Source organism: Paenibacillus sp. OAE614 (assembly GCF_040546645.1).
Lineage (GTDB): Bacteria > Bacillota > Bacilli > Paenibacillales > Paenibacillaceae > Paenibacillus_AQ > Paenibacillus_AQ favisporus.
The window spans coordinates 4,031,527-4,053,227 of the sequence record NZ_JBEPOD010000001.1 but is presented as its reverse complement, the minus strand read 5'-3'; the positions used below and the strand labels follow the sequence as shown (position 1 = coordinate 4,053,227).

The window sequence follows — 21,701 nt, the reverse complement described above, 5'->3', positions numbered from 1 at the left end:
TAGGTGTTTATCAACCATGCCCCCACATGGTAAACTAGAATATACACAATCAACAGATATATAGACATTCGGCATTGAGAGGAAGGATACAAAGTGCGAAACTATTTGGAACTGCTGCAGGACATACTGGAACACGGTACCCCCAAGGAGGACCGGACCGGAACCGGCACGATTTCCGTCTTCGGACGACAGCTGCGGTTCGATCTGTCCCAGGGCTTCCCGCTCGTGACGACGAAGCGCATCCATTTGAAATCGGTCGTCCATGAGCTGCTGTGGTTTTTGAGCGGCGATACGAATATCCGGTACCTGAAAGAAAACGGCGTTTCCATATGGGACGAGTGGGCTGACGAGAACGGGGATTTGGGACCGGTGTACGGCTCTCAGTGGCGGAACTGGGAGGCACCGGACGGCACCCATATCGACCAGATTGCGAATGTGATCGAATCGATCAAGCGGAATCCGGATTCCCGCAGACATATCGTGAGCGCATGGAATGTGGCGGAGATTGAGAATATGAAGCTTCCTCCTTGCCATTTCGTATTCCAATTCTATGTGGCCGGGGGCAAATTGTCCTGCATGCTGACGATGCGTTCGGTCGACACGTTCCTCGGTCTGCCGTTTAATATTGCCAGCTACGCGCTGCTGACGCATATGGTGGCTCAGCAGTGCGGGCTTGAAGTCGGCGAATTCATCTGGTCCGGCGGCGATGTGCATATTTATTCAAACCATTTGGAGCAAGTCAAAACCCAGCTGGAGCGCGAGCCATTTGAGCTGCCTCAGCTTGTGATCAAACGGAAGCCCGAATCGATTTTCGACTATAAGTTCGAGGATTTCGAGTTCGTGAATTATCAGCATCATCCAGGCATTAAGGCGCCGGTCGCCATCTAGCCGGCTTTCATTTTATGTTGAAGGGAGCTTTTTGACCATGACAATGACGTTTATCTGGGCCATGGGCTCAAACGGAGTAATAGGGCGGGACAACAAGCTTCCTTGGCGGCTTCCGCGGGATATGGCTTTTTTCAAGGAAAAGACGATGGGCAAAACGGTCCTCATGGGCCGCAAAACGTGGGAATCCTTCGGCGGTAAGCCGCTGCCTGGACGCGACAACGTCGTCCTGACCCGCGATCCGGATTACGAGGCACCGGGAGCCCAGATCATTCATACGATAGAAGAAGCGGTTGAGCTCGGCAAGAATAAAGAGATCATGGTGATCGGAGGAGCCGAAATTTACTATAAGCTGCTTCCGGTAGCGGACTGCCTGATCGTCACCCGGATCGACGAGACGTTTGAAGGCGACACCTACTTCCCTGAAGTAGACTTCGGGGACTGGATTCTGCAAGAAGAGATCAAAGGGATCACGGATGAGAAAAACCCGTATTCCTACCGTTTCTGCACCTATATCCGCAAAAGTTAACCGAAATTCATGGTATCATGACATGTGATCTCGATGTGAAATAGTACAAATAATTATGCGGATAATCCATTTAATATTCAAAGTTTCAAATGATACTATAATTGAAATATCTATGTAGAATGAACTTGAGCGTATTATGCTCTAACACGAAAGCTGCGCCGTGGTCAGGGGATAATACATGCACAGGCTCGGGTTCAATCTATCTACGTGTCGTTAATGTGATAGATAGGAAGTAACTTTCAACAAGATAGAAAAGAACGGATGGGGGAAAATGCGTCATGTCAACACCAACAGGCTTTATGGAGTACAGCCGCCAGCTTCCGGCGGATCGCGATCCTGCAGAGCGGATTAAGGATTGGGAAGAGTTCCATAAACATATGTCCGAAGAAGAACTGCGCACCCAGGGCGCTCGCTGTATGGATTGCGGAACACCTTACTGTCATACGGGAATCGATATGGCTGGAGGCACCTCGGGCTGCCCGGTCAACAATTTGATTCCGGAATGGAACAACCTCATCTACCGCGGCTTGTGGAGAGAAGCGCTGGAGCGCCTGCATAAAACGAACAACTTTCCGGAGTTCACCGGCCGGATTTGTCCTGCTCCATGCGAAGGCTCTTGTACCGTCGGCCTGATCGGCCAGCCGGTAACGATCAAGACGATCGAGCAGGCTATTATAGATAAAGGATTTGAAGAAGGATGGGTTGTGCCGAACCCACCGGAGAAACGTACAGGCAAACGCGTGGCGGTCGTGGGCTCGGGCCCGGCAGGACTGGCCGCGGCGGCACAGCTGAACAAAGCGGGCCACAGCGTGACGGTGTACGAGCGTGCGGACCGCATCGGCGGCCTGCTGATGTACGGCATCCCGTCGATGAAGCTCGACAAATCCGTTGTTCAGCGCCGTGTGGACCTGCTCGCAGCGGAAGGCATCCAGTTTATTACGAATACCGAAATCGGCAAGGACATTCCTGCACAGCAGCTCGTTGACGACTACGATGCAGTCGTGTTGTGCGGCGGAGCCACCAAACCGCGCGAATTCAACATTGAAGGCAGCGATCTGAACGGGGTTCATTATGCCATGACGTACTTGAACGGTACGATCAAGAGCTTCCTGGACTCGGGTCTTGCCGACGGTAACTACATTTCCGCAGAAGGGAAAGACGTCATCGTGATCGGCGGCGGCGACACCGGTTCGGACTGCGTCGCAACAGCACTTCGTCATGGCTGTGCAAGCGTAACGCAGTTTGGCACGCATGAGAAGGCGCCGCTGGAGCGCGATCCGATCAACAAACCCTTGGCCGCAGTTCCCGAACGTATACACGCTGGATTACGCCCAGGAAGAAGCGAAAGCGGTCTTCGGCAGCGATCCGCGCGAATTTTCCATCATGACCACCAAATTTGTGGGTGATGACGAAGGAAACCTCCAAGAGCTGCACACCGTTCAAATTCAGCGGATGGTGGACGAAACCGGGCGTAAAATCTACCAGCCGATTCCGGGAACGGAGCGGGTATTCAAAGCGCAAATGGCGCTGATCGCCATCGGTTTCGACGGACCGGAGCAGACGATTACCGAACAGCTCGGCCTTGAAACGGACCGCCGCTCGAACGTAAAAGCGCGGAAGGGTAAATACAACACAAACGTGGACAAAGTTTTCGCAGCCGGCGACATGCGCCGCGGTCAAAGCTTGGTCGTATGGGCCATCAACGAAGGCCGCGAAGCTGCCCGTGAAGTGGACAAATATTTGATGGGCTCGACAGTGCTGGTATAAGATCGTCGGCTCATGACCCGGGTATGATAGGACAGCAGCTCCACATTGTTGGCGGGGCTGCTGTTTTTTCTGTAACAGGTCAAATACCGATGTGAGTAAGGAGGCAGCAATCGATGGGACGAATAACGGCTTATCTGGAAGAGGATCATGATTATTTGGTAGAGTTGTGGTATCGGGCGGTTCGTGAGACACATTCTTTTTTAACCGAGGCAGATATCGCGTTTTACCGCCGGATTGTAGACGAGCAGGCGCTGAAGCATGTGGAGGTGTGGGTGGAAAAGGATGACAGCGGCGTCCCCTTGGGCTTCATCGGGCTGGACGGCAGTATGGTGGAAATGCTGTTCGTCGATCCCGACCGGCATGGACAAGGCATCGGCACCCGTTTACTCCGGTATGCGGAGCAGCTGAAGGGAAGTCGGCTGCGAGTCGACGTCAACGAGCAGAACGACGGGGCGTTCGCGTTTTATCAGCGGTATGGATTTGTACGGACGGGACGGTCCGAGCTGGACGGCTCCGGACGGCCGTTCCCGCTCCTGCATTTGGAGCTGAAACGGTAAACGGGCAGGCTCAACCTGCCTCTTTAAAAACATCATGCTCTCCCAAGGTCTGGGATTATCAAATGGGGAGCTGCTGATACATATTTAAGTTAAAAATGCATCCGAAGCGAGGGCTCCTTTTTCATGGAGCTTCGCCGGGTGCTTTTTCCGCTTTGGCTTTTTGGAAATAATCAAACCACAAGCCTTTAATGTATTCTACCGGATCGATCAGTCCTTCTTCGATGCACAGCTCGACCAGCAAGTGAACCCCGAAGAACTGCCGCCGGTTCCGGTCATGGATACTCGATAACGCCTCCAGCGTCACCTTCTTCGCTTTTTCAACGCTGTGCTGCTCGACGCCATGCACTATTTCTTTCATGTTTTCCAGCACATAAACCGTCTTCCTTAATGTGCGGATGAGCAAAATTTGCCGGACATGCGTGGGGGTAAACAGTCTGTACCCGTTTTCGGGATCCCGTTCCGGCTGGATCAGCCCTTCTTTTTCCCAATGCCGGATCGCCGAGGGCTGCACATCCGTAAGCTCAGCTGCTTCGCCGATCGTCATGCGGCCCTTCAATCGTTTGCCCGAGACAAGCGGCAGTTCGGGATCCTGGAGTAAAGCCAGTGTCTGTTCGGCAACCGTTTTTTCATGCTGCAGACGAGCCTGCTCCTGATTGACGAGCCAGAAGGCTCCGTCCATGTCACGCTGTTGAATCAAGCGAAGCACTTCAGAGGTAATCCCGACCCCGAATCCTGAAAACATAGCCCGCAGGCAGCGGAAATAAGCCAGGTGCAGCTGGGTGTACAGGCGGTAGCCGTTATCCGACCGCTCCGGCTCGGGGACTACCCCCCAAGATTCATAGTGGCGCAGGGCGCTTGTGCTGATATACAATTCCCTGACGATTTCGATCGGCTTATAATAACGCATTTCCCTTTCCCCCTTTTGCGCTTGGACGATTTTCACTCCCCCCAAGGATAACATGCCGGCAAACACTGCACAAAAAGCTTTAAGTGACATGATAATGTTCTGTTGCAGGGTTACTGTAAATTCAAGTGAAAATTTAAGCCAGCCTTCCCATTTGCATGAGTGTTATAAAATTTGGGTGTAAGTTGATTTCAAGCGCTAGGTAGGAGGTAGAACATGAAACAAGAAGCAGCCGTTGACGTGCGCGGGCTAAGGAAAGCTTACGGCAAGGAGGATGTTCTGAAGGGATTGGACCTGCGGGTTGAGCAGGGAACCGTGTACGGCGTACTCGGCCCCAACGGGGCAGGCAAGACGACGCTGATCGGCATTTTGTCCACGCTGCTCGCACCGGAGTCCGGTTCGGTCCGGATCTTTGGACTCGACGTCGTGCGGGAAGCCGATGCCGTGCGCCGAAGGATCGGGCTCACCGGGCAATTCGCCGCGGTGGACGAGGGGATGAGCGGCCGCGATAATCTGGTCCTCTTCGGCAGGCTGGCGGGTTATTCCGCCAAAACGGCCAAAGTCCGGACCGAACAGCTGTTGGATGCATTTGGCCTGACCGATGCGGCCGGGCGTTCGGCCGGAAAATATTCCGGGGGCATGCGGAGGAGGCTGGATATTGCGGCGGCGATGCTCGTCGCCCCGGACCTTCTGTTTTTGGACGAACCGACAACTGGTCTGGATCCGCGAAGCCGCAGCGAAGTGTGGGATATCGTGCGCGCTTTGGTAGACCATGGCACAACCGTAGTGTTGACGACCCAGTATCTGGAGGAAGCGGACCAGCTTGCGGACCGCGTGGCAGTGATCGGCGAGGGCTCCGTCATCGCCGAAGGAACGCCCGCCGAACTAAAGGCTTCCATCGGTTCAGGCTCGATTCAAATCCGGCTGGCTGATCCGAAGCAGCGAAGGGAAGCCGAGCAGGTCCTGCGGCGCGTACTTCAAACAGAAGCCAGGCTTCATGCGAACCCCGCCGAACTGTCGGCTCAAGTCTCCGATCCGCGGCAGGCTGCGCTGGCGCTGACGGAACTCAGTGAGGCAGGTATTTATACGCACCAATATTCGCTTGGAGAGCCTAGTCTTGACGAGGTTTTTCTCACGCTGACCGGCAGGAGCGCTCAAGCAGAAACTTTGAAGGAGGAGAACCGATGAGCGAACCACAGTCCAACATGGTGGCCGCCCTGAACTTGAGGGAGCGTCCGCCGCGGCCGAGCGCGCCGCAGGCGGTAATGACCTTTATTTGGCGCTCGTGGCGGAAAACGAGCGGCAACGCGGCTTATTTGGCGATCGATTCGATCATTTTCCCGGCGGTCTTTCTGCTGATCTTTACGTATTTGTTCGGCGGCGCCATCTCCGGATCAACGGGAAATTACCTGCAGTATCTGCTGCCAGGCATGATGGTGTATACCGTCACCACCATGACGGTGTACATCGGCATCAATCTTAAAACAGATATCGAACGCGGCGTCTTCAACCGATTCCGAACGCTGCCGTTCTGGCAGCCCGCTGCGATTATCGGCACGATGGCCATCAACCTCATTTCCTTTGCCGTGGGGCTCATTACGACGTTAGGGCTCGGAATGCTGCTGGGATTCCGTCCGGAAGCGGGATTGCCTGGAGTGCTGCTGTCAATGCTGCTCGTGATGCTCTATGCTTTCAGTTTCAGCTGGATTTTTGCCTGCCTGGGACTGACCGTACGGAAAACCGAATCGCTCACGACGATGTCCTATCTCGTGCTGTATCCGCTCATGTTTACGAGCAACGTGTTTGCCGATACGTCCACCATGCCGGATTGGCTGGGTCCGGTCGTTGCTTACAACCCCGTCAGTCTGGCTTCCGCATCCGCCCGGGCATTGATACACGGTACGGCGGATACAGCTGCCCTGACCACCACGCTGATAAGCTTGGGATGTATCATTGCCGTGTTTATGCCGCTTGCATTTCAGCTTTACCGCAAAAAAAGTAAGTGACCGAAACCAAAGGAAACATCGTCAGGGAATGGCAACGCTTTGGTTGTACTTCCTGATCCTTGAAGCGGGAAGCCCCGCCGCTAAGAGATGACTCTCCAAAGGCTTTCCCGCTTGCATTGAAAAACGGGCTTCTCGTATGCTATCATAATTTAGAGTCAATTCTATCAGAACGTGGAAGTTATCCATGAATAAACCGGCCGGGAGCAGCTATTCTCGGCCTTTTTCCATGCGGGGAGCGAATGATTGTTGAAAACTCTAGTCATAGCAGAAAAACCGGATATGGGGCGCAACATTGCCGCGGTCATTGAGCCAAGGGCGAAGAATGCCCGCTCCTATCTGGAGGGGGAGCAGTATATCATTACCTGGGCCATCGGACATCTCGTCGGTTTGGCAGAGCCGGATGCCTATGATGACCGGTACAAGAAATGGAACTTTCGTGATCTGCCGATCATGCCCGACCAATTCAAAATCGTGCCGCATTATAAAACGAAAGACCAGCTGAAAACGATCGGGGAGCTGGCAAAACGCTGCGACCGGATCGTTAATGCCTGCGATGCGGGACGGGAGGGGCAGTACATCTTTGCGCTGATTCAGCAGCAGCTGAAGCTGAAGCAGCCCGTCCGGCGGCTGTGGATTTCGGACCTGACCGCGGAAAGCATCGCCCGGGGCTTCAGGGAGCTGCGCGCCGCCGAGGAATTCGAAAATTTGACGCAGGCCGCCAGGGCCCGCAGCGAGGCCGATTGGCTTATCGGCATGAACGCGACCCGGGCGTTTACGACCAAGCATAACACCCTGCTGTCCGTCGGGCGGGTTCAGACGCCCGTGCTGGCGCTCATTTATGACCGGCAGAAGGAAATCGAGTCGTTTGAATCGCTGACGTATTACGAGGTCAAGGCTCATTTTCGCCAAGAGGCGCTGGAGTACACGGGAACGTGGCAGGGAGACCGGCTGACCTCCAAGGAGAAGGCCGAGGCGATTGCCGCCAGGGTCAAAGGAAAGGAAGGCAAAATCGCCAAATACGAAGTCAAAGATACGAAGGAGTATCCTTTTAAGCTGTATGACCTGACGCTGCTGCAGCGGGACGCAAACGCCAAGTTCGGCTTCTCCGCCAAGAAGACGCTGGACATCGCGCAGGCTTTGTACGAACGGCATAAGGTGATTTCTTATCCACGGACCAACTCGAACTACGTCAATGAGCAAAATATTGAAGGAATGCATAAGGCGCTGCATATGCTGAAATCTACTTCATATCAGGAACAGGCTGAAGGGGCCAACGCATCCCTGGTTCACAAGAACAACAAGGCGATCTGCAACCCGGAGAAGGTCGAGGATCACCATGCCATCCTGCCGACGCTTAAGCGGCCCGGCCAGCTGGGAAAGGAGGAGCAGCAGCTGTACGACCTGATCATTCTGCGGTTTTTGTCCCAGTTCTATCCGCCCGCCTTGTACAAGCAGCATACGGTCCTGACCGAGGTGGAGGGGGACCTGTTCAAAACGAACGTGAAGGAGCTGCTGGCGCTGGGATGGAAGGTGCTGATGCCGAGCACCGATAAGAGCGGGAAGAAAACAAAATCCGCAAAGCAGGAGGAAGAGGAAGAAAACCTGGAGTGGAATGACCGGGCTTTCGATCTGGATCCTGAGAAGCCGGTGAAATGCGGCAAGAGCGAGGCCAAAGAAAAAGCCACGCAGCCGCCGAAGAGCTATACGGAGGGCACCCTTCTGAAGGCGATGGAAAGCGCAGGCCGGACGATTGAAAACGACGAGCTGCGGGACGCGATGAAGGACAGCGGTCTCGGCACGCCGGCCACCCGGGCGGCGACGATCGAACGGCTGAAGAAGGTCGGGTATATCGCCATGCAGGGCAAAAAGATCACGATTACCCAGAAGGGCCGGACGGCGGTCGAGCTCATTCGCCAGGCAGGCGTTGAGCTGCTGACTTCTCCCGAGATGACCGGGCAGTGGGAGCGGCGACTTCATCAAATATCGAAGGGCGAGGCAGCCTCGGTTAAATTTATGGACAATGTCCGCAAATTTACGGTCTCCATCATCGAGAAGGTTGGCGTCCAGCAGGCGGCGCCATCTTCGCTATTCGGTACGGATCAGGAGCAGGGCCGGGGGAAGCCGCGCTCAAGGTCGGCAGCAGGGAAGGGCAAGCGGGGGACAGGAACCGCTTCGCGAACGGTCCGCACGGAAACGGCCGCTGCTGCCGCGCCCCCCGCACCGCCGGGGGAACGGCTGACACATGGGCCATGTCCGCGGCCGGGCTGCCACGGTCAGATTATCGAAGGCAAAAAGGGTTACGGCTGCAATGCGTTCAAGGATGGCTGCGGCTTTGTAATCTGGAAGGAGTTCTCCGGCAAGAAAATCAGCGCCAACATGCTGAAATCGCTGCTGGCTTCCGGCCGTACGCAGCTGCTGTCCTTCAGCGGAACCGGGGAACCGTATAAAGCGCGGATCGTGCTGCAGGATCGAAGTTCCGGTAAGCTGAGCCTCGAGCGTTCGACTTAAATCAAACCAAAAAGAACGGACCCTGGCGGGCCCGCTCTTTTTTTGGCCTTTTTTTATGGAGGAGGCACATTCACTGCCTCAAGGCGTTCGCGGAAGTTACGATGCTCTTGCTGTGGATAACCTCCGGAACTTCCTCGATGCTTGTGACGGTGTAGAGGGAGCTGTCAGGCATCTTCTGCAGCTCCACCATGTTATAAATCCATTCGTTCTGCTGTTTGATATAGATGCTGTGGATTCCTGCCGATAATGCCGGCATAACATCGGTGCGCAGGGAGTTGCCGATCATCCAGGTGGAAGGGCGGTAGAAGCCGCCCTGCTTCAGGATGTTCTCCAGCGTCGCTTCGTTTTTGTGCTGCGTAATGTAAATCCGGTCGTCAAAGTACTGGCTCAGCTTCATCTGGTCAATCTTCCGCTGTTGTATCGCCGTTTCTCCGCCAGTATACAGGTACAGATGATGTCCCTGTGATTTCAGCGACTCCAGCGTCTCTACCATGCCCGGATAGGGCTCCACTTCCTGCTCGTACACGCTCAAGCCGAGCTCCATCAGCTGTTTTTCTTCGTCCGGCTGAACGGGGCGGTTAAACTTGCGGCTGAAGAAGCGGTATGTTTCGATCAGCGATTTGGGGAAGATGCCGCTGCTGAAGCCAGCTTGGCTGACGGCCGCGACGTCGATTTCGATCTGCTTGCTGCGAATCTCTTCTGTCTTGATCTGGTGGGGCTCAAACCATTGTTGTACCCATTCAAAAAACTCCCCGAGGACGATGCCGAAATACTTGTTGCAGTGGATCAGCGTGTCATCCAGATCAAACAGAATATGCTGCTCAGGTGCTTTCACGTTAAGTCACTCCTTAAAGACGGATGTAGGACTCCAGGAACATCTGAAGCTCCGCCGCTCCGTCCGGACGAATGCTGAATTTCTCGGTGTTGTAGGAACCCAAATGGATGCGAAGCAGACCGGCTACCCTGAGGATCATCAAATGGTGCTTAAGCAGCTCCTGGGTCTGGTTCAGATCCCGCATCATATCGTCCAGGGAACGCGGCTTCTCCGCCGCATACCGCAGCAGGCGCAGCCGCTTCGGATCAGACAGCGCATGCGTCATGCGCAGCAGGCAGGTCGGCGGCTCATCCTCCTGTTCTTCAGGAACGTCGACAGGATACTGGATCAGCATCATTTTCCGGTAAAAGCAATAGGCGTTGATCGGGCGGTTGTGCACGGTCGGGAATAACACAATGGTTTCCAGCCCGGGAACATCTTCAACCACCAGCCCGCCGGAAGCATACTCCACCAGGCTTTGGGGCTCCATCTTGGTCAGCAGCATGCGCTTCTCCTCCGCATCCTCTTCGATCAGCGGGATGATGGCGGGTTCCTCATGTTTGAAATAATGCTCATACCATAACTCTAACAGCGGTGTATATGAATCACGAATTCGTTCAGCTTCCTTTACAGTTAAAGAAGGCAGGTAAGGGGAGGCGGCTTGGTACAGCACCTCTGCCGGCGTTTCATGCAGGCAATCCAAAAAGGCGCGGACGGTATCGCCGTTTGCGCGGTGAATCGCCCAGGCATACAGCACGTCGTAATCGTCGAATGGCCAAGCTGCGGCCGGGCCTAAGGCGGACGTCACTTCAGGTGGAAGCTTGCCGCTCACTTCACCGATCCATTCGGGCCCGATGTCGAGGTTGCGAATCCATTTCTTCGAAATGTACACCATAAAGCTGCTGAGCAGCTCGTAAATCGGTGAAACGTCAACCTTTACTTCATAGTTCATGAAACCAATAACCTCCTATGAAATCTGTGCGCTCATTCCATTATGGCTTGTTGATAGCAGGGTTGTCCACTATAATGTTCAGGGAGTTTGAACGGATTTGCACTCAAGGAGGATATTTTCATTGTCAACACAGAACGACAGCAATCGCGGATTATCTATTCATTACCTCATTCTGATCACCGTGATCGTTGCGGCAGGGCTCAGTCAAGGGCTGCTGCTGCCGGTCCTGTCCATATTTTTGGAGCAAATGGGCGTATCGTCTTCCGTCAATGGATTAAACGCAGCCGCCCTGTATGTCGGATCGTTCGCCATGACGCTTGTCGCCGAGCGGACGCTGGGCGCGCTTGGCTTTAAGAAGCTGGTGAGCGCCGGCCTCGTGCTCGTGCTCGTCTCCGTCATATTGTTTCCGCTTGTGCCGAGCGTGAAAGTGTGGTTTGTCTTAAGGCTGCTCGTCGGCATCGGAGACAGCGCCGTTCATTATGCTGCCCAATTATGGGTGCTGATGGTCACGCCGGCCGAATATCGCGGCCGAAACCTCTCGCTGTACGGCATGTCGTATGGCCTGGGCTTCAGCTTCGGGCCGCTGGGCATCCAGCTGCTGAAGTTCGGAAATGCAGTGCCCTTCATCGTGCTGGCGCTGCTGATGCTGCTCGTGCTTGTGCTGGTCTGGGCGAAGCTGCCCGATTTCCGCCCGGAGCGGACGGAAGGGGAGGCGCAGCCTCCGCGGCGCTTCCGCCGAAGCTATGCACTCGCCTGGTACGCCCTTCTACCCGCATTGCTGTACGGGTACATGGAAGCCGGGATTAACAGCAATTTTCCGGTCTACGGGCTAAGAACAGGGATGGGCGAGTCCCAGATCGCGTTCCTGCTTCCGTTCATCGGCATCGGCGGATTGATTCTGCAGCTGCCGCTCGGCATGCTGAGCGACCGCTTCGGCCGCAAAAACGTGCTCATCGCCTGCGGCCTCATCGGCGGCGCAGCTTTTATGGCCGTGCCGCTGGCAGGAACGGCGACAGCCTGGCTCGTTCTGCTCCTGTGCCTGGCGGGGGGCATGGTCGGCTCGTTTTTTTCTCTGGGCCTGGCCTACGCGGCGGATATTCTCCCGAAGGCGCTGCTTCCCGCAGCGAATGTCGTCGCATCCTTTCATTTTAATATAGGCAGCATCGCCGGGCCGAACATCGGGGGGACCCTGATGCAGTATGGGTGGAACGGAGGCGTGTTTATCGTGATGGGCCTCGCCTTCGCTTTATTCGGCGCCGTCGGCACCGCCTTTCGGACTTCGGGTGGACGCAGTCAGGAGCCGCTATAGAATAGTTTTTCCCAAAAGGTTCAATAATGTGCGAAAACTCTATATAATCGATATAATAGAAACGTATTGTTCAAAGCCAAGAAGAGATAGAGATCACAGGACAAGAGGAGAAATGTCATGATACGAATTCAGCATTTAACCAAGTCAGTCGGTGTGGACAGAATTCCGATACTCAAAAGGGTATCCCTCGATATCCAGAAGGGCGAGCTTATCGCCGTTGTCGGTGCCAGTGGGAGCGGCAAGAGCATGCTGCTGCGGTGCCTGGCGCTGAAGGAAAAATGGGACGGAGGGACGTTTGTCATCGACGGCCAGGATGTGCTGAAGGAACCTCTCGGCGGAAAAAGGAAAATTAGACGCGAATGGGCATACTTAGAGCAGAATCCCCAGCTCTATCCGAACCGGACCGGACTGAAGAACGTGCTGATCGGCCAAGCCAGTCAGACGCCGCTTTGGCGCATGGTGACGGGGATGGTCCGCTCGGACGATTATATGGGCGCGATGGACGTCATCGAGCAGATGGGTCTCTTGGATAAAGCCCGTATGAAGGCGGGCACACTGAGCGGCGGTGAAAAGCAGCGTATCGCCATCGCAAGAGCTTTGGTTCATGGGGCCAAGGTTATTCTCGCCGATGAGCCGGTGGTCGGGCTGGACCCGAAATCGGCGGAAAGCGTAATGGAAACGCTGAAAAATCTGTGCGAGGAGGAGCGCGTCACCGTCATTTCCGTGCTTCCGATTGAGCTCGCCGAGAAATTTGCCACCCGTATCGTCGGGTTGTCTGGCGGGGAGGTCGCATTCGACATCCGCGGCCGCCGTCTGACGGTGAGGGAAAAGAATATGATTTAGACTTTGCGCCCGCTTGCGGGCTTGGTATAGAAAAGAGTGATGCAATGCATTTGTTGAAGACAAACTGGATACGTGCTGCAGCTGCGGTCCTGCTGACGTTTGTGCTGGGCGGCTGTACGTTTATCAGCGACCCGGTCAGCTTGATGAAGACGCCGATGCTGTCTGCGGATAAAGAGACGCTGAGCTCGATCATCCACGCGCAGCTTCCCGATGGAGCGGATCTCATCCGCTCGAGGGAAGAAACCGACACAAACCTGATCCATTTCGTCGATCTGGACGGAGATAAGGTCAACGAAGCGGTCGTATTCTACGAAACGCCGGATCAGCAGGTGGTCATCCACTGCATGATTTTCAAGCTGGTCAACGGAACGTGGACGAAGGTAACATCTTTCGACGGAGAGGGCAGGGTATTGGAATCTCTTCAGTTCAAGGATCTGAACAATGACGGCAAACCGGATATTATCGCCGGATATTCCAGAAGGGACGAAAACCCTGTGAACCGTTTGTACGTCTATACGTACACGGAGGGCAGCATCAAGAAAGACCTGATGCAGGATTACACCAATTTCGTCATTATGGACCTGAACGGGGACAAAAAGAACGACCTGACGATTATTAGCCTGAAGCAGAATGATCAGGCGTTTGTGGCGACATACCAGTATGAAGAAGGCAGCTATGTCGAAATTGACAAGCTGGATATGGATCCGTACGTTTCGAATTATTACAATATTGTCGCAGGTAATGTCTATAAGGATCCAGAAGGTAAAGCCAAGGAAGGCATTGTGATCGACACCTCGATTGGCGGGGGAGACGCCTCTTATTCCAACATCATCGTGATGGAGGACGGGAAGCTGAAGTCCGTGTTCGGAGGCAATCAGGACACCACATTCAAGGATCTGCCGGTCAAGAGCGGCGACGTGAACAACGACGGGATCATCGAAATCGGATCCGTAGAGCCGCCGATTGGCTGGAACTATTTCAAGCCGGATGAAATTCCGAACTTCTTCGTATATTCGCAGTGGGACGGCAAACAAGGACTAAAATTCGTAGCCGAGCAATATCGTGATTTACAGAACGGCTTCGAGCTGGGCTTCTTCCCACCGGAGTGGCATAACAAGGTGACGGTGGACACCAAGTCCATCAAGAACCAGTATTTGCGCTTCGTGATGGTCGATACCGGCAAAACGGTGGCCGAGATCAAATTTTTCACCCTGGCCGAGTGGGATAAACAGCATGATGAATGGAAGTACCTGTACCGGACGAACGACAAGGTGATCGGCTACAAGAAATACGGGGACTTTGATATCGATAACAGCCGGAAGCAGCTGAAGAACGAGGTACCCCCGATTGAAAGGAAGGAAAAGATCAGTGAGTAAAGTTTTAATTTTGGAAGACGAGGATTCCATCCGCAGTTTTATTGTGATCAACTTGAAACGCAACGGCTTCGATGTGCTGGAGGCGGCAAACGGGAACGAGGCGCTCGATAAACTGACGTCCAATCCCGATATCGATATCGCACTGCTGGACGTTATGGTTCCGGGGATCGACGGTTTTGAGGTATGCCGCCGCATCCGGGAAACGAACGAACGGATCGGTATTATCTTTTTGACAGCGAAAGTGCAGGAGCAGGACAAGGTGTACGCTCTGTCCGTCGGGGCGGACGACCATGTGAGCAAGCCGTTCAGTCCGACCGAACTCATCGCACGGATTCAATCGCTGCTGCGCCGGGTGAACGTTCACCGCGAAACGACGGCGAAGGTCAGCTTTCACTCCGGTCCGTTTAGCCTGGACCTGATCTCCAAGCAGTTCAAGAAGAACGGGCATGCGATCGAACTGACGCCGACGGAATTTTCGCTGATCCAATTTTTCCTCGAAAAAGAAAATACGCCTCTCAGCAGGGACGTACTGCTCGATCATGTATGGGGCAAAGAATATATGGGCGATCCTAAAATCGTGGACGTGAATATCCGCCGTCTCCGTCAAAAGATCGAGGAGAATCCGTCGGACCCCGAATTTTTACAGACCGTATGGGGCCACGGTTATAAATGGAAGGGTCAGGGACAATGATCAAGAAAGGCATACGCAGGCAGATTGTCCTGCACTACTTTATCGTAGTGTTCTCGGCGCTTCTGCTGGCGGAAGTCATTTTTTTATTAGCCATAAGAACATATTATTATGACAGCATTTATAGTCATATTAAAAACCATATCGACAATGTGGAGGATTATTATTACCAGCGGATCAACCCGGGACTTGACGGAAACCGCGACCTGGCTTCCATGCTGACCTACTACGATCTGAACTCGGCCAACGTGCAAATTCTGGATACCCAGGGTAACGTGCTGATCAACTCTTCCGAGTTTCAGCCCGATATGTCTGTGAAGACGGCCGATATTTCCCAGGCGCTGTCCGGCAACGTCGGCCGTTGGGTCGGGCGTCAGGCCAGCACCGGCGAGAATGTCATGGCCGTGTCGAAGCTGGAGCAGAGCAGCGGGCAGGATGGCTATATCGTCCGTTATGTCACCTCGCTGGAAACGGTCAACGATAAATTGTTTAATCTAACCATGTTGGCCACGGGCGTAGGAGCGGCTGTACTCGCCATCGTGCTCGTATTCAGTATGGGTCTTGCCAACTCAATCGTGCAGCCGCTGAACACGATTACGGCCGTCTCCGCCGAGATGGCACGCGGCAAGTTCAACCAGCGGATCAAGGGCGACTACAAGTACGAGCTTGGCGAGCTGGCATCCACGCTGAACTATATGGCCCAGGAGATCGTGCGGAGTAATCAGGTCAAGGACGATTTCATTTCGTCGATTTCGCACGAACTGCGGACGCCGCTGACAAGTATTAAAGGGTGGAGCGAAACGATCAATTCGGGTGGCTATGACCCCGAAGAGACCCGGATCGGCATGGAGATCATTACGAAGGAGACCGAGCGCCTGATTGGCTTGGTTGAGGAAATCCTCGACTTCTCCAAACTGCAGCAGAATGAGATGAAGATTGCGATTGGCCGGGTCGACATCAAAGAGCTGCTCCAGGAAATTATGCTGAACCTGTGGACGAAGGCGGAGAGCAGGCAAATCGAGCTCCGGCTGAAGTCTGAGGACAGACCGCTCGTGGCCGGGGACGCGAACCGCTTGAAGCAGGTGTTCCTGAACCTGGTGGACAATGCGATCAAATTTTCGCATGAGCATTCGGCAATCGATCTGGTTGTGTACTTCGAAGGCGACAATGTAGTAACCGAAGTGAGGGATACAGGTATCGGGATCAGCGAGGATCACTTGGTCAAAGTGCGCGACCGGTTCTTTCAGGTGGATCCGCTCAACGGCGGCACCGGTCTTGGGCTTGCCATCTCCCAGCAGCTGGTTGAGCTTCATAAAGGAATTTTGCTCATCCAGAGCACGTTGGGGGAGGGGACGACGATCGTCGTGTCCCTGCCTCGGCTGCCGGAGAATACCGCTCAAACGGACGGTGCACCCGAGCTGCCTCCCGCAGACGAGAAGCTTTCATGAAGCCCATACACATCAAAGAGCGAACTCCCGGAAAAAAAGGGGTTCGCTCTTTGTATATTCACACATATTGTATTAAGAGGATAAGCCTTCGGCACGCAGGCGTCCGGTTTTCTCGTATACATCCTGCAGGAGTCGGGAAGGCTGGGTACGAATGCTTGGTTTCGGCATAACGGTTTCGTAAGGGCCGACTACCGTTACCTGACCCGGCGTTCCTTTGATGACGGCGCCGTCTTTAATGATCGCTCCTTCGCCAATAATGGCATGCTCGATCTGCACGTTGCGTCCGATCCGGACGTTCGGCATCACGACGCTGTCCTTAATCTCGGACATTTTGCCGACTTCGACACCACAGAACATAACGGATTGATGTGCTATGCCGTCCAACGTGCACGTTTCGGAGATCAGGCAGTTGGTCGCCATCACGCTGCGGTTCCGTGTCGATCCTAGCTTCGTACGCCAAGGACGGGTGTACATTGGCCATTCACTGTTATGCAGCTTCCAGTCCAGATCGTCGGACAGGAGGTCCATGTGTGCTTCCCAAAGGCTGGCAACAGTGCCGACATCTCTCCAATATCCTTCAAAGCGATACGCGAACAGTTCATCCTGATCCGCCAGCATCTTCGGAATAATATCCTTGCCGAAGTCATGGCTTGAGGCATCATTCGCAGCGTCCTCCATCAAATGTCTGCGGAGGTACTCCCATTCAAACAAATAGATGCCCATGGATGCCAGGTTACTTTCGGGTTCGGCCGGTTTCTCGGCAAAGTCCGAGATGCGCAGCGATTCGTCCACGCTCATGACCCCGAAACGGCTGGCTTCCTCCCAAGGCACCTCCATGACAGAGATGGTGGCTTTGGCGCCGTTCTTTTGATGAAATTGAAGCATTTGATTATAATCCATGTGGTAAATATGGTCACCGGACAAAACCAGTACATGCTCCGGCTGGTGACGGTCAATATATTCAATATTTTTATAAATGGCATCAGCAGTTCCCAAGTATTCCGAGGATCCTGTGTTGTAAGAAGGCAGCAGGGTGATTCCGTCCTCTCCATTTTTTTGGAGGCCCCATGGTTCGCCTTCCCCGATATGCAGATGAAGCGATTCAGCCTCGTACTGCGTCAGCACACCGATGGTGTCAATGCCTGAGTTTACGCAGTTACTGAGAGGAAAATCGATAATACGGTAACGGCCGCCGAACGGAACAGCGGGCTTTGCCAGTTTCGATGTCAGAGGTGATAATCTGCGCCCTTCACCTCCGGCAAGCAACATGGCGATGCATTCTTTTCTCTTCATGTCGTTTCCTCCCATTCAAAATTGTCAATGTAGTACATAAATAAACGACTATCGCCCATCTGAAACGATTATATTGAAATATCACTGAAAAATTACAATTTTATTTTTCAACGGTCATTTTTATTTTCATTTTGGCTACAATGGGGTAATGGTTTACATGCACTATATTCCTAAAGCAGGTGATCATTTGGAGAACATGAATAAGGCGCCGCGTCAGTCGCTGTCCGCGGAAGACATCTATTTGTTTCATGAAGGGACCTCCTATCACAGTCACAGGATGTTGGGCGCTCATCCTGCTGTGGAAGAAGGCGAGGAAGGCGTCCGGTTCACCGTCTGGGCGCCCCATGCCCAGGCTGTAGGCTTGGCGGCAGACTGGAACAACTGGAACGGAGAAAAGGATTCGTTATATAAGATACCCGATTCAGGTTTTTGGACTCGCTTTTTCCCCGGAATTCGTTCAGGTACTTTTTACAAATATGACATGACCGGACCTGGCGGAGAACGGTTCCTGAAGGCCGATCCTTATGCGTTTCAGTCGGAGCTTCGCCCGGCCACCGCGTCGGTTGTCACGGATCTTGCCGGATATGTATGGAATGACGGCCCTTGGCGTAGAAAGAGAAAAGCACCTTACCGGAAGCCGCTGAATATATATGAGATTCATTTCGGCACGTGGCGACAGAAAGAGGACGGGACTTTTTATACATACCGGGAAATGGCCGATCTTCTTATTCCTTATTTGAAGGAAATGCATTATACCCATGTCGAGTTTATGCCGCTTGCGGAGCATCCATACGATTTATCTTGGGGATATCAGGGAACCGGCTATTTTGCCGTGACGAGCCGCTATGGGACGCCACATGACTTTATGTATTTGGTGGACGCCCTGCACCAGGCCGATATCGGCGTCATCCTGGACTGGGTGCCATCCCATTTTGCCAAGGACGCCCACGGACTCCGCCGGTTTGACGGGACACCGTTGTTTGAATACAGCGATGCGTATAAGGCTGAAAAACCCGGCTGGGGCACGCTCAGCTTCGACTTCGGTAAACCCGAGGTCCGCTCGTTTCTGATTTCCAACGCGTTGTTCTGGCTGGATATGTTCCACATTGACGGGCTTCGGGTCGACGCGGTCACCAGCATGCTGCGGCTTGATTTCGAGAAGCAGGAAGGACAGTTCCAGCGCAACGAAAACGGTGGTCTCGAGAACACCGAGGCGATTGCTTTCCTGCAGCAGCTGAACACCGTGGTGTTCAGCTATTTCCCAAATACGCTGATGATGGCCGAAGAATCCAGCGCTTGGCCCGGGGTTACCGCACCCGTGCACGAAGGCGGGCTGGGCTTTAATTACAAATGGAACATGGGCTGGATGAACGACACGCTGGATTATGTAGAAACGCCGTTTGACCAGCGGCCCGGGCGGCATCATCTGCTGACATTCCCGATTGCTTATGCTTATTCTGAGAATTACGCGCTGCCTTTATCCCATGATGAAGTTGTTCACGGCAAAAAATCGCTGCTCAGCAAAATGCCTGGGGATTACGGGCAGAAGTTCGCCGGGCTTCGGCTGCTGCTTGGATACCAGATGACCCATCCCGGGAAAAAGCTGTTGTTCATGGGCGGGGAGTTTGGCCAGTTTATCGAATGGAAGGACCAGGAGCAGCTCGACTGGCTGCTGCTGGACTACGAGAGCCACCGCAGCATGCAGCGGTATACCGCGGAATTAAACCGGCTGTATCTGAACGAACCGGCGCTGTGGGAGCGGGATCATGAGCTTGAAGGGTACCAATGGATCACGCCGCATGACAACACGCAAAGCGTCATTTCGTACCTCAGAAAAGGGAAGAAAGCCGGTGACACCCTTGTCGTCATTATTAATTTTCAACCGGTGCGGCGAGAGCATTACCGGATCGGGATTGCCAAGTCCGGCACGTACGTGCCTGTGTTCTGCAGCGAGGATTCCCGATATGGTGGAAGCGGCGAGTTTAGCGCCGAACCCGTGCAGACGGAGAAGATCCCTTGGCATGAACAAACCTGCAGTCTGGAATTAACGCTGCCGCCGCTCAGTATGCTGATATATAAAAGGGAGCAGCCTCGTACGAAAAAGGCGGTTCCGGGTAAAGAGAGTAAGCCAAGCAAGCGAAGTGCCGCGGCAAGGTCCGGCAAATCCGGTGAAACCAGCCGTGTGTCGGCGTCCAAAGGCAAGGAAGGGTTAGAAATGCCTACTGCAGAGACAAAGAAAAGATCGGGCAGAGGCACCGGAAGAAAACCGGTGACGGAAGACGGCCCGCGGATCAATGAATAGGAGGCAGGAGAGATGAAAGTCATATTTGCAGCAGCGGAATCGACACCGTTTATTAAAACAGGGGGACTTGCCGATGTAATCGGCGCCCTGCCCAAAGCGCTCAAACGAAGCGGCGCGGATGTGCAGGTCATTTTGCCCAAACATAAAGGGATACCACAGCAATTTAAGGATGAAATGCAGCATCTCACGGAAATAAAAGTGCCGGTCGGCTGGAGAAATCAATACTGCGGCATCGAAAAGCTCGTTTACGACGGCATTCCGGTATATTTTCTCGATAACGAATACTATTTCGGACGGGACGGCGTGTACGGATACATGGACGACGGCGAACGCTTTGCCTTTTTCAACCGGGCCGTGCTTGAAGTGCTTCCGCTGATCGGTTCCGAGCCGGACGTGCTCCACTGCCATGACTGGCATACGGCGCTTATTCCGGTGCTGCTGCAGGCGCACTACCGCCATAACGAGTACTACCAGCACATCCGTACCGTGTTTACGATACATAATTTGCTGTACCAGGGAATTTATCCTTACGAGGTACTTGGCGAACTGCTGGAGCTGGGACACCAATATTTTACGCCGGAAGGCCTTGAGTTTTACGGAAACGTCAACTTTATGAAAGGCGGGATCGTGTACGCCGATCACGTGACGACGGTGAGTCCGACCTACGCCAGGGAGATTCAGACGGCCCATTACGGATACGGGTTGGAAGGGCTGCTGTATTCGCTCGGTGACCGGCTGAGCGGGATCGTAAACGGAGTGGATACGAAGAGCTACAATCCCGCTAACGATGCGAGCCTCTACGTAAAATACCGGTCGAACCTGGCGAAAAAGAGGGAAAACAAAGCGGGGCTCCAGCAGGAGCTCGGCTTGCCGGTTAAGCCGGACGTGCCGCTCATCGCAATGGTGACCCGGCTGGTGGAGTCCAAGGGACTGGATCTCGTGACGCGGGTGCTGGACGAGATGCTGGATCACGACGACTTCCAGTTCGTCTTGCTCGGCACGGGCGACTCCGTCTACGAGCATTGGTTCCGCGAAGCGGCAGGGCGGCATCCGGACAACATGTCGGCGCAGATTACGTTCAGCGACGCCCTGTCACGCAAAATATATGCAGGCAGCGACATGTTCCTCATGCCGTCGAAGTTCGAGCCATGCGGCATCAGCCAGCTGCTGGCGCTGCGGTACGGCAGCATCCCGATCGTTCGCGAGACCGGAGGGCTGAACGACACCGTGCAGTCTTACAACGAGTTTACGGGCGAGGGCAACGGTTTCAGCTTCACGGCGTTCAACGCCCACGATATGATGCATACGATCCGCCGTGCGGCAGCGTTTTACCAACAGCCGGAGCATTGGAGCAAAATCGTGAAAAACGCTTTTGCCGGGGATTACAGCTGGAACATGTCCGCCAAGGAATACATGGACATTTACGATCGCGTCACCGTTTGAGCAAACGGAACTGGTCCAGGCCGGCTCCGTGGTAATATTCACAGCTGCTAAAAATCCATTTGGAAAAAGCCTTCCGG

17 protein-coding genes and 1 pseudogene are annotated in these 21,701 nt (G+C 54.0%); 14 read left to right on the top strand and 4 right to left on the bottom strand.

Annotated elements, in window-relative coordinates:
* Positions 1-93: 93 nt before the first annotated feature.
* The 4 genes and pseudogenes from thyA (at position 94) to ABIE48_RS18525 (ending at position 3,738) form a co-directional block, all read left to right on the top strand.
* Positions 94-888, top strand: coding sequence for a thymidylate synthase (gene thyA, locus ABIE48_RS18540; protein WP_076171348.1), 795 nt, complete (start codon positions 94-96; stop codon positions 886-888).
* Positions 889-925: 37 nt separating this feature from the next.
* Positions 926-1,414 (top strand): dihydrofolate reductase, encoded by a 489-nt coding sequence (locus tag ABIE48_RS18535; RefSeq protein WP_192715496.1) that lies wholly within the window; start codon positions 926-928, stop codon positions 1,412-1,414.
* Positions 1,415-1,692: 278 nt separating this feature from the next.
* A pseudogene (locus ABIE48_RS18530) lies at positions 1,693-3,181 on the top strand (glutamate synthase subunit beta).
* Between the two features lie 113 nt (positions 3,182-3,294).
* Positions 3,295-3,738 (top strand): GNAT family N-acetyltransferase, encoded by a 444-nt coding sequence (locus ABIE48_RS18525; RefSeq protein ID WP_145024240.1) that lies wholly within the window; start codon positions 3,295-3,297, stop codon positions 3,736-3,738.
* A 121-nt stretch (positions 3,739-3,859) separates the two neighbouring features.
* Here ABIE48_RS18525 and ABIE48_RS18520 read toward each other — a convergent pair whose 3' ends face one another.
* On the bottom strand, positions 3,860-4,645 hold the full coding sequence (locus ABIE48_RS18520) for a TioE family transcriptional regulator (RefSeq protein ID WP_192715495.1): 786 nt from the start codon (positions 4,643-4,645) through the stop codon (positions 3,860-3,862).
* Between the two features lie 213 nt (positions 4,646-4,858).
* Between ABIE48_RS18520 and ABIE48_RS18515 the strand changes: the two genes are divergently transcribed.
* The 3 genes from ABIE48_RS18515 (at position 4,859) to ABIE48_RS18505 (ending at position 9,156) form a co-directional block, all read left to right on the top strand.
* Positions 4,859-5,830, top strand: a complete 972-nt coding sequence (locus ABIE48_RS18515; protein ID WP_192715494.1) for an ATP-binding cassette domain-containing protein — start codon at positions 4,859-4,861, stop codon at positions 5,828-5,830.
* The gene (locus ABIE48_RS18510; RefSeq protein WP_192715493.1) at positions 5,827-6,648 is read left to right on the top strand and encodes an ABC transporter permease; all 822 of its coding nucleotides are present in this window, start codon (positions 5,827-5,829) and stop codon (positions 6,646-6,648) included. Before ABIE48_RS18515 ends, ABIE48_RS18510 begins: the two co-directional genes overlap by 4 nt.
* 246 nt (positions 6,649-6,894) lie before the next feature.
* Positions 6,895-9,156 (top strand): type IA DNA topoisomerase, encoded by a 2,262-nt coding sequence (locus ABIE48_RS18505; RefSeq protein ID WP_192715492.1) that lies wholly within the window; start codon positions 6,895-6,897, stop codon positions 9,154-9,156.
* A 70-nt stretch (positions 9,157-9,226) separates the two neighbouring features.
* Here ABIE48_RS18505 and ABIE48_RS18500 read toward each other — a convergent pair whose 3' ends face one another.
* A complete protein-coding gene (locus ABIE48_RS18500) occupies positions 9,227-9,991 on the bottom strand; it encodes an HAD family hydrolase (protein WP_192715491.1) in 765 nt (254 codons plus the stop codon).
* Positions 9,992-10,004: 13 nt separating this feature from the next.
* The gene (locus ABIE48_RS18495; protein WP_145024252.1) at positions 10,005-10,922 is read right to left on the bottom strand and encodes an ArsR/SmtB family transcription factor; all 918 of its coding nucleotides are present in this window, start codon (positions 10,920-10,922) and stop codon (positions 10,005-10,007) included.
* A gap of 121 nt (positions 10,923-11,043) precedes the next feature.
* On the opposite strand from ABIE48_RS18495, the gene ABIE48_RS18490 reads away from it, so the two are divergent.
* The 5 genes from ABIE48_RS18490 to ABIE48_RS18470 all read left to right on the top strand — a co-directional run bounded on the left by ABIE48_RS18490 (position 11,044) and on the right by ABIE48_RS18470 (position 16,586).
* Complete coding sequence (locus ABIE48_RS18490) at positions 11,044-12,231, top strand: MFS transporter (protein ID WP_192715490.1); 1,188 nt, start codon at positions 11,044-11,046, stop codon at positions 12,229-12,231.
* A gap of 117 nt (positions 12,232-12,348) precedes the next feature.
* Positions 12,349-13,074, top strand: coding sequence for a phosphonate ABC transporter ATP-binding protein (locus tag ABIE48_RS18485; protein WP_145024254.1), 726 nt, complete (start codon positions 12,349-12,351; stop codon positions 13,072-13,074).
* A 44-nt stretch (positions 13,075-13,118) separates the two neighbouring features.
* Positions 13,119-14,450, top strand: a complete 1,332-nt coding sequence (locus ABIE48_RS18480) for an FG-GAP repeat domain-containing protein (RefSeq protein WP_192715489.1) — start codon at positions 13,119-13,121, stop codon at positions 14,448-14,450.
* On the top strand, positions 14,443-15,141 hold the full coding sequence (locus tag ABIE48_RS18475; RefSeq protein WP_076171376.1) for a response regulator transcription factor: 699 nt from the start codon (positions 14,443-14,445) through the stop codon (positions 15,139-15,141). Before ABIE48_RS18480 ends, ABIE48_RS18475 begins: the two co-directional genes overlap by 8 nt.
* Positions 15,138-16,586: a sensor histidine kinase gene (locus ABIE48_RS18470; RefSeq protein ID WP_076171378.1), complete on the top strand. Its 1,449-nt coding sequence runs from the start codon at positions 15,138-15,140 to the stop codon at positions 16,584-16,586. The genes ABIE48_RS18475 and ABIE48_RS18470 overlap by 4 nt, the downstream gene beginning before the upstream one ends.
* A gap of 72 nt (positions 16,587-16,658) precedes the next feature.
* Here ABIE48_RS18470 and ABIE48_RS18465 read toward each other — a convergent pair whose 3' ends face one another.
* Positions 16,659-17,879, bottom strand: coding sequence for a glucose-1-phosphate adenylyltransferase (locus ABIE48_RS18465; RefSeq protein ID WP_145024260.1), 1,221 nt, complete (start codon positions 17,877-17,879; stop codon positions 16,659-16,661).
* A 196-nt stretch (positions 17,880-18,075) separates the two neighbouring features.
* On the opposite strand from ABIE48_RS18465, the gene glgB reads away from it, so the two are divergent.
* Both glgB and glgA read left to right on the top strand, forming a co-directional pair.
* Positions 18,076-20,181 carry a 1,4-alpha-glucan branching protein GlgB gene (gene glgB / locus ABIE48_RS18460; protein ID WP_192715835.1) on the top strand — a complete coding sequence of 702 codons (2,106 nt, stop codon included), beginning with the start codon at positions 18,076-18,078 and terminating at the stop codon, positions 20,179-20,181.
* A gap of 12 nt (positions 20,182-20,193) precedes the next feature.
* Entirely contained in the window at positions 20,194-21,624 is a 1,431-nt protein-coding gene (glgA, locus tag ABIE48_RS18455; protein ID WP_192715488.1) for a glycogen synthase GlgA, read from the top strand.
* The last annotated feature ends 77 nt before the right edge of the window (positions 21,625-21,701 follow it).

Excerpts from the sequence above, each read along its gene's own strand:
- ABIE48_RS18495 (WP_145024252.1), bottom strand. The coding sequence starts at position 10,922 with ATGAACTATGAAGTAAAGGTTGACGTTTCACCGATTTACGAGCTGCTC.
- ABIE48_RS18465 (WP_145024260.1), bottom strand. The coding sequence starts at position 17,879 with ATGAAGAGAAAAGAATGCATCGCCATGTTGCTTGCCGGAGGTGAAGGG.
- ABIE48_RS18510 (WP_192715493.1), top strand. The coding sequence starts at position 5,827 with ATGAGCGAACCACAGTCCAACATGGTGGCCGCCCTGAACTTGAGGGAG.
- ABIE48_RS18535 (WP_192715496.1), top strand. The coding sequence starts at position 926 with ATGACAATGACGTTTATCTGGGCCATGGGCTCAAACGGAGTAATAGGG.
- glgB (WP_192715835.1), top strand. The coding sequence starts at position 18,076 with ATGAATAAGGCGCCGCGTCAGTCGCTGTCCGCGGAAGACATCTATTTG.
- ABIE48_RS18525 (WP_145024240.1), top strand. The coding sequence starts at position 3,295 with ATGGGACGAATAACGGCTTATCTGGAAGAGGATCATGATTATTTGGTA.
- ABIE48_RS18515 (WP_192715494.1), top strand. The coding sequence starts at position 4,859 with ATGAAACAAGAAGCAGCCGTTGACGTGCGCGGGCTAAGGAAAGCTTAC.
- ABIE48_RS18470 (WP_076171378.1), top strand. The coding sequence starts at position 15,138 with ATGATCAAGAAAGGCATACGCAGGCAGATTGTCCTGCACTACTTTATC.
- ABIE48_RS18480 (WP_192715489.1), top strand. The coding sequence starts at position 13,119 with ATGCATTTGTTGAAGACAAACTGGATACGTGCTGCAGCTGCGGTCCTG.
- ABIE48_RS18485 (WP_145024254.1), top strand. The coding sequence starts at position 12,349 with ATGATACGAATTCAGCATTTAACCAAGTCAGTCGGTGTGGACAGAATT.
- glgA (WP_192715488.1), top strand. The coding sequence starts at position 20,194 with ATGAAAGTCATATTTGCAGCAGCGGAATCGACACCGTTTATTAAAACA.
- ABIE48_RS18520 (WP_192715495.1), bottom strand. The coding sequence starts at position 4,645 with ATGCGTTATTATAAGCCGATCGAAATCGTCAGGGAATTGTATATCAGC.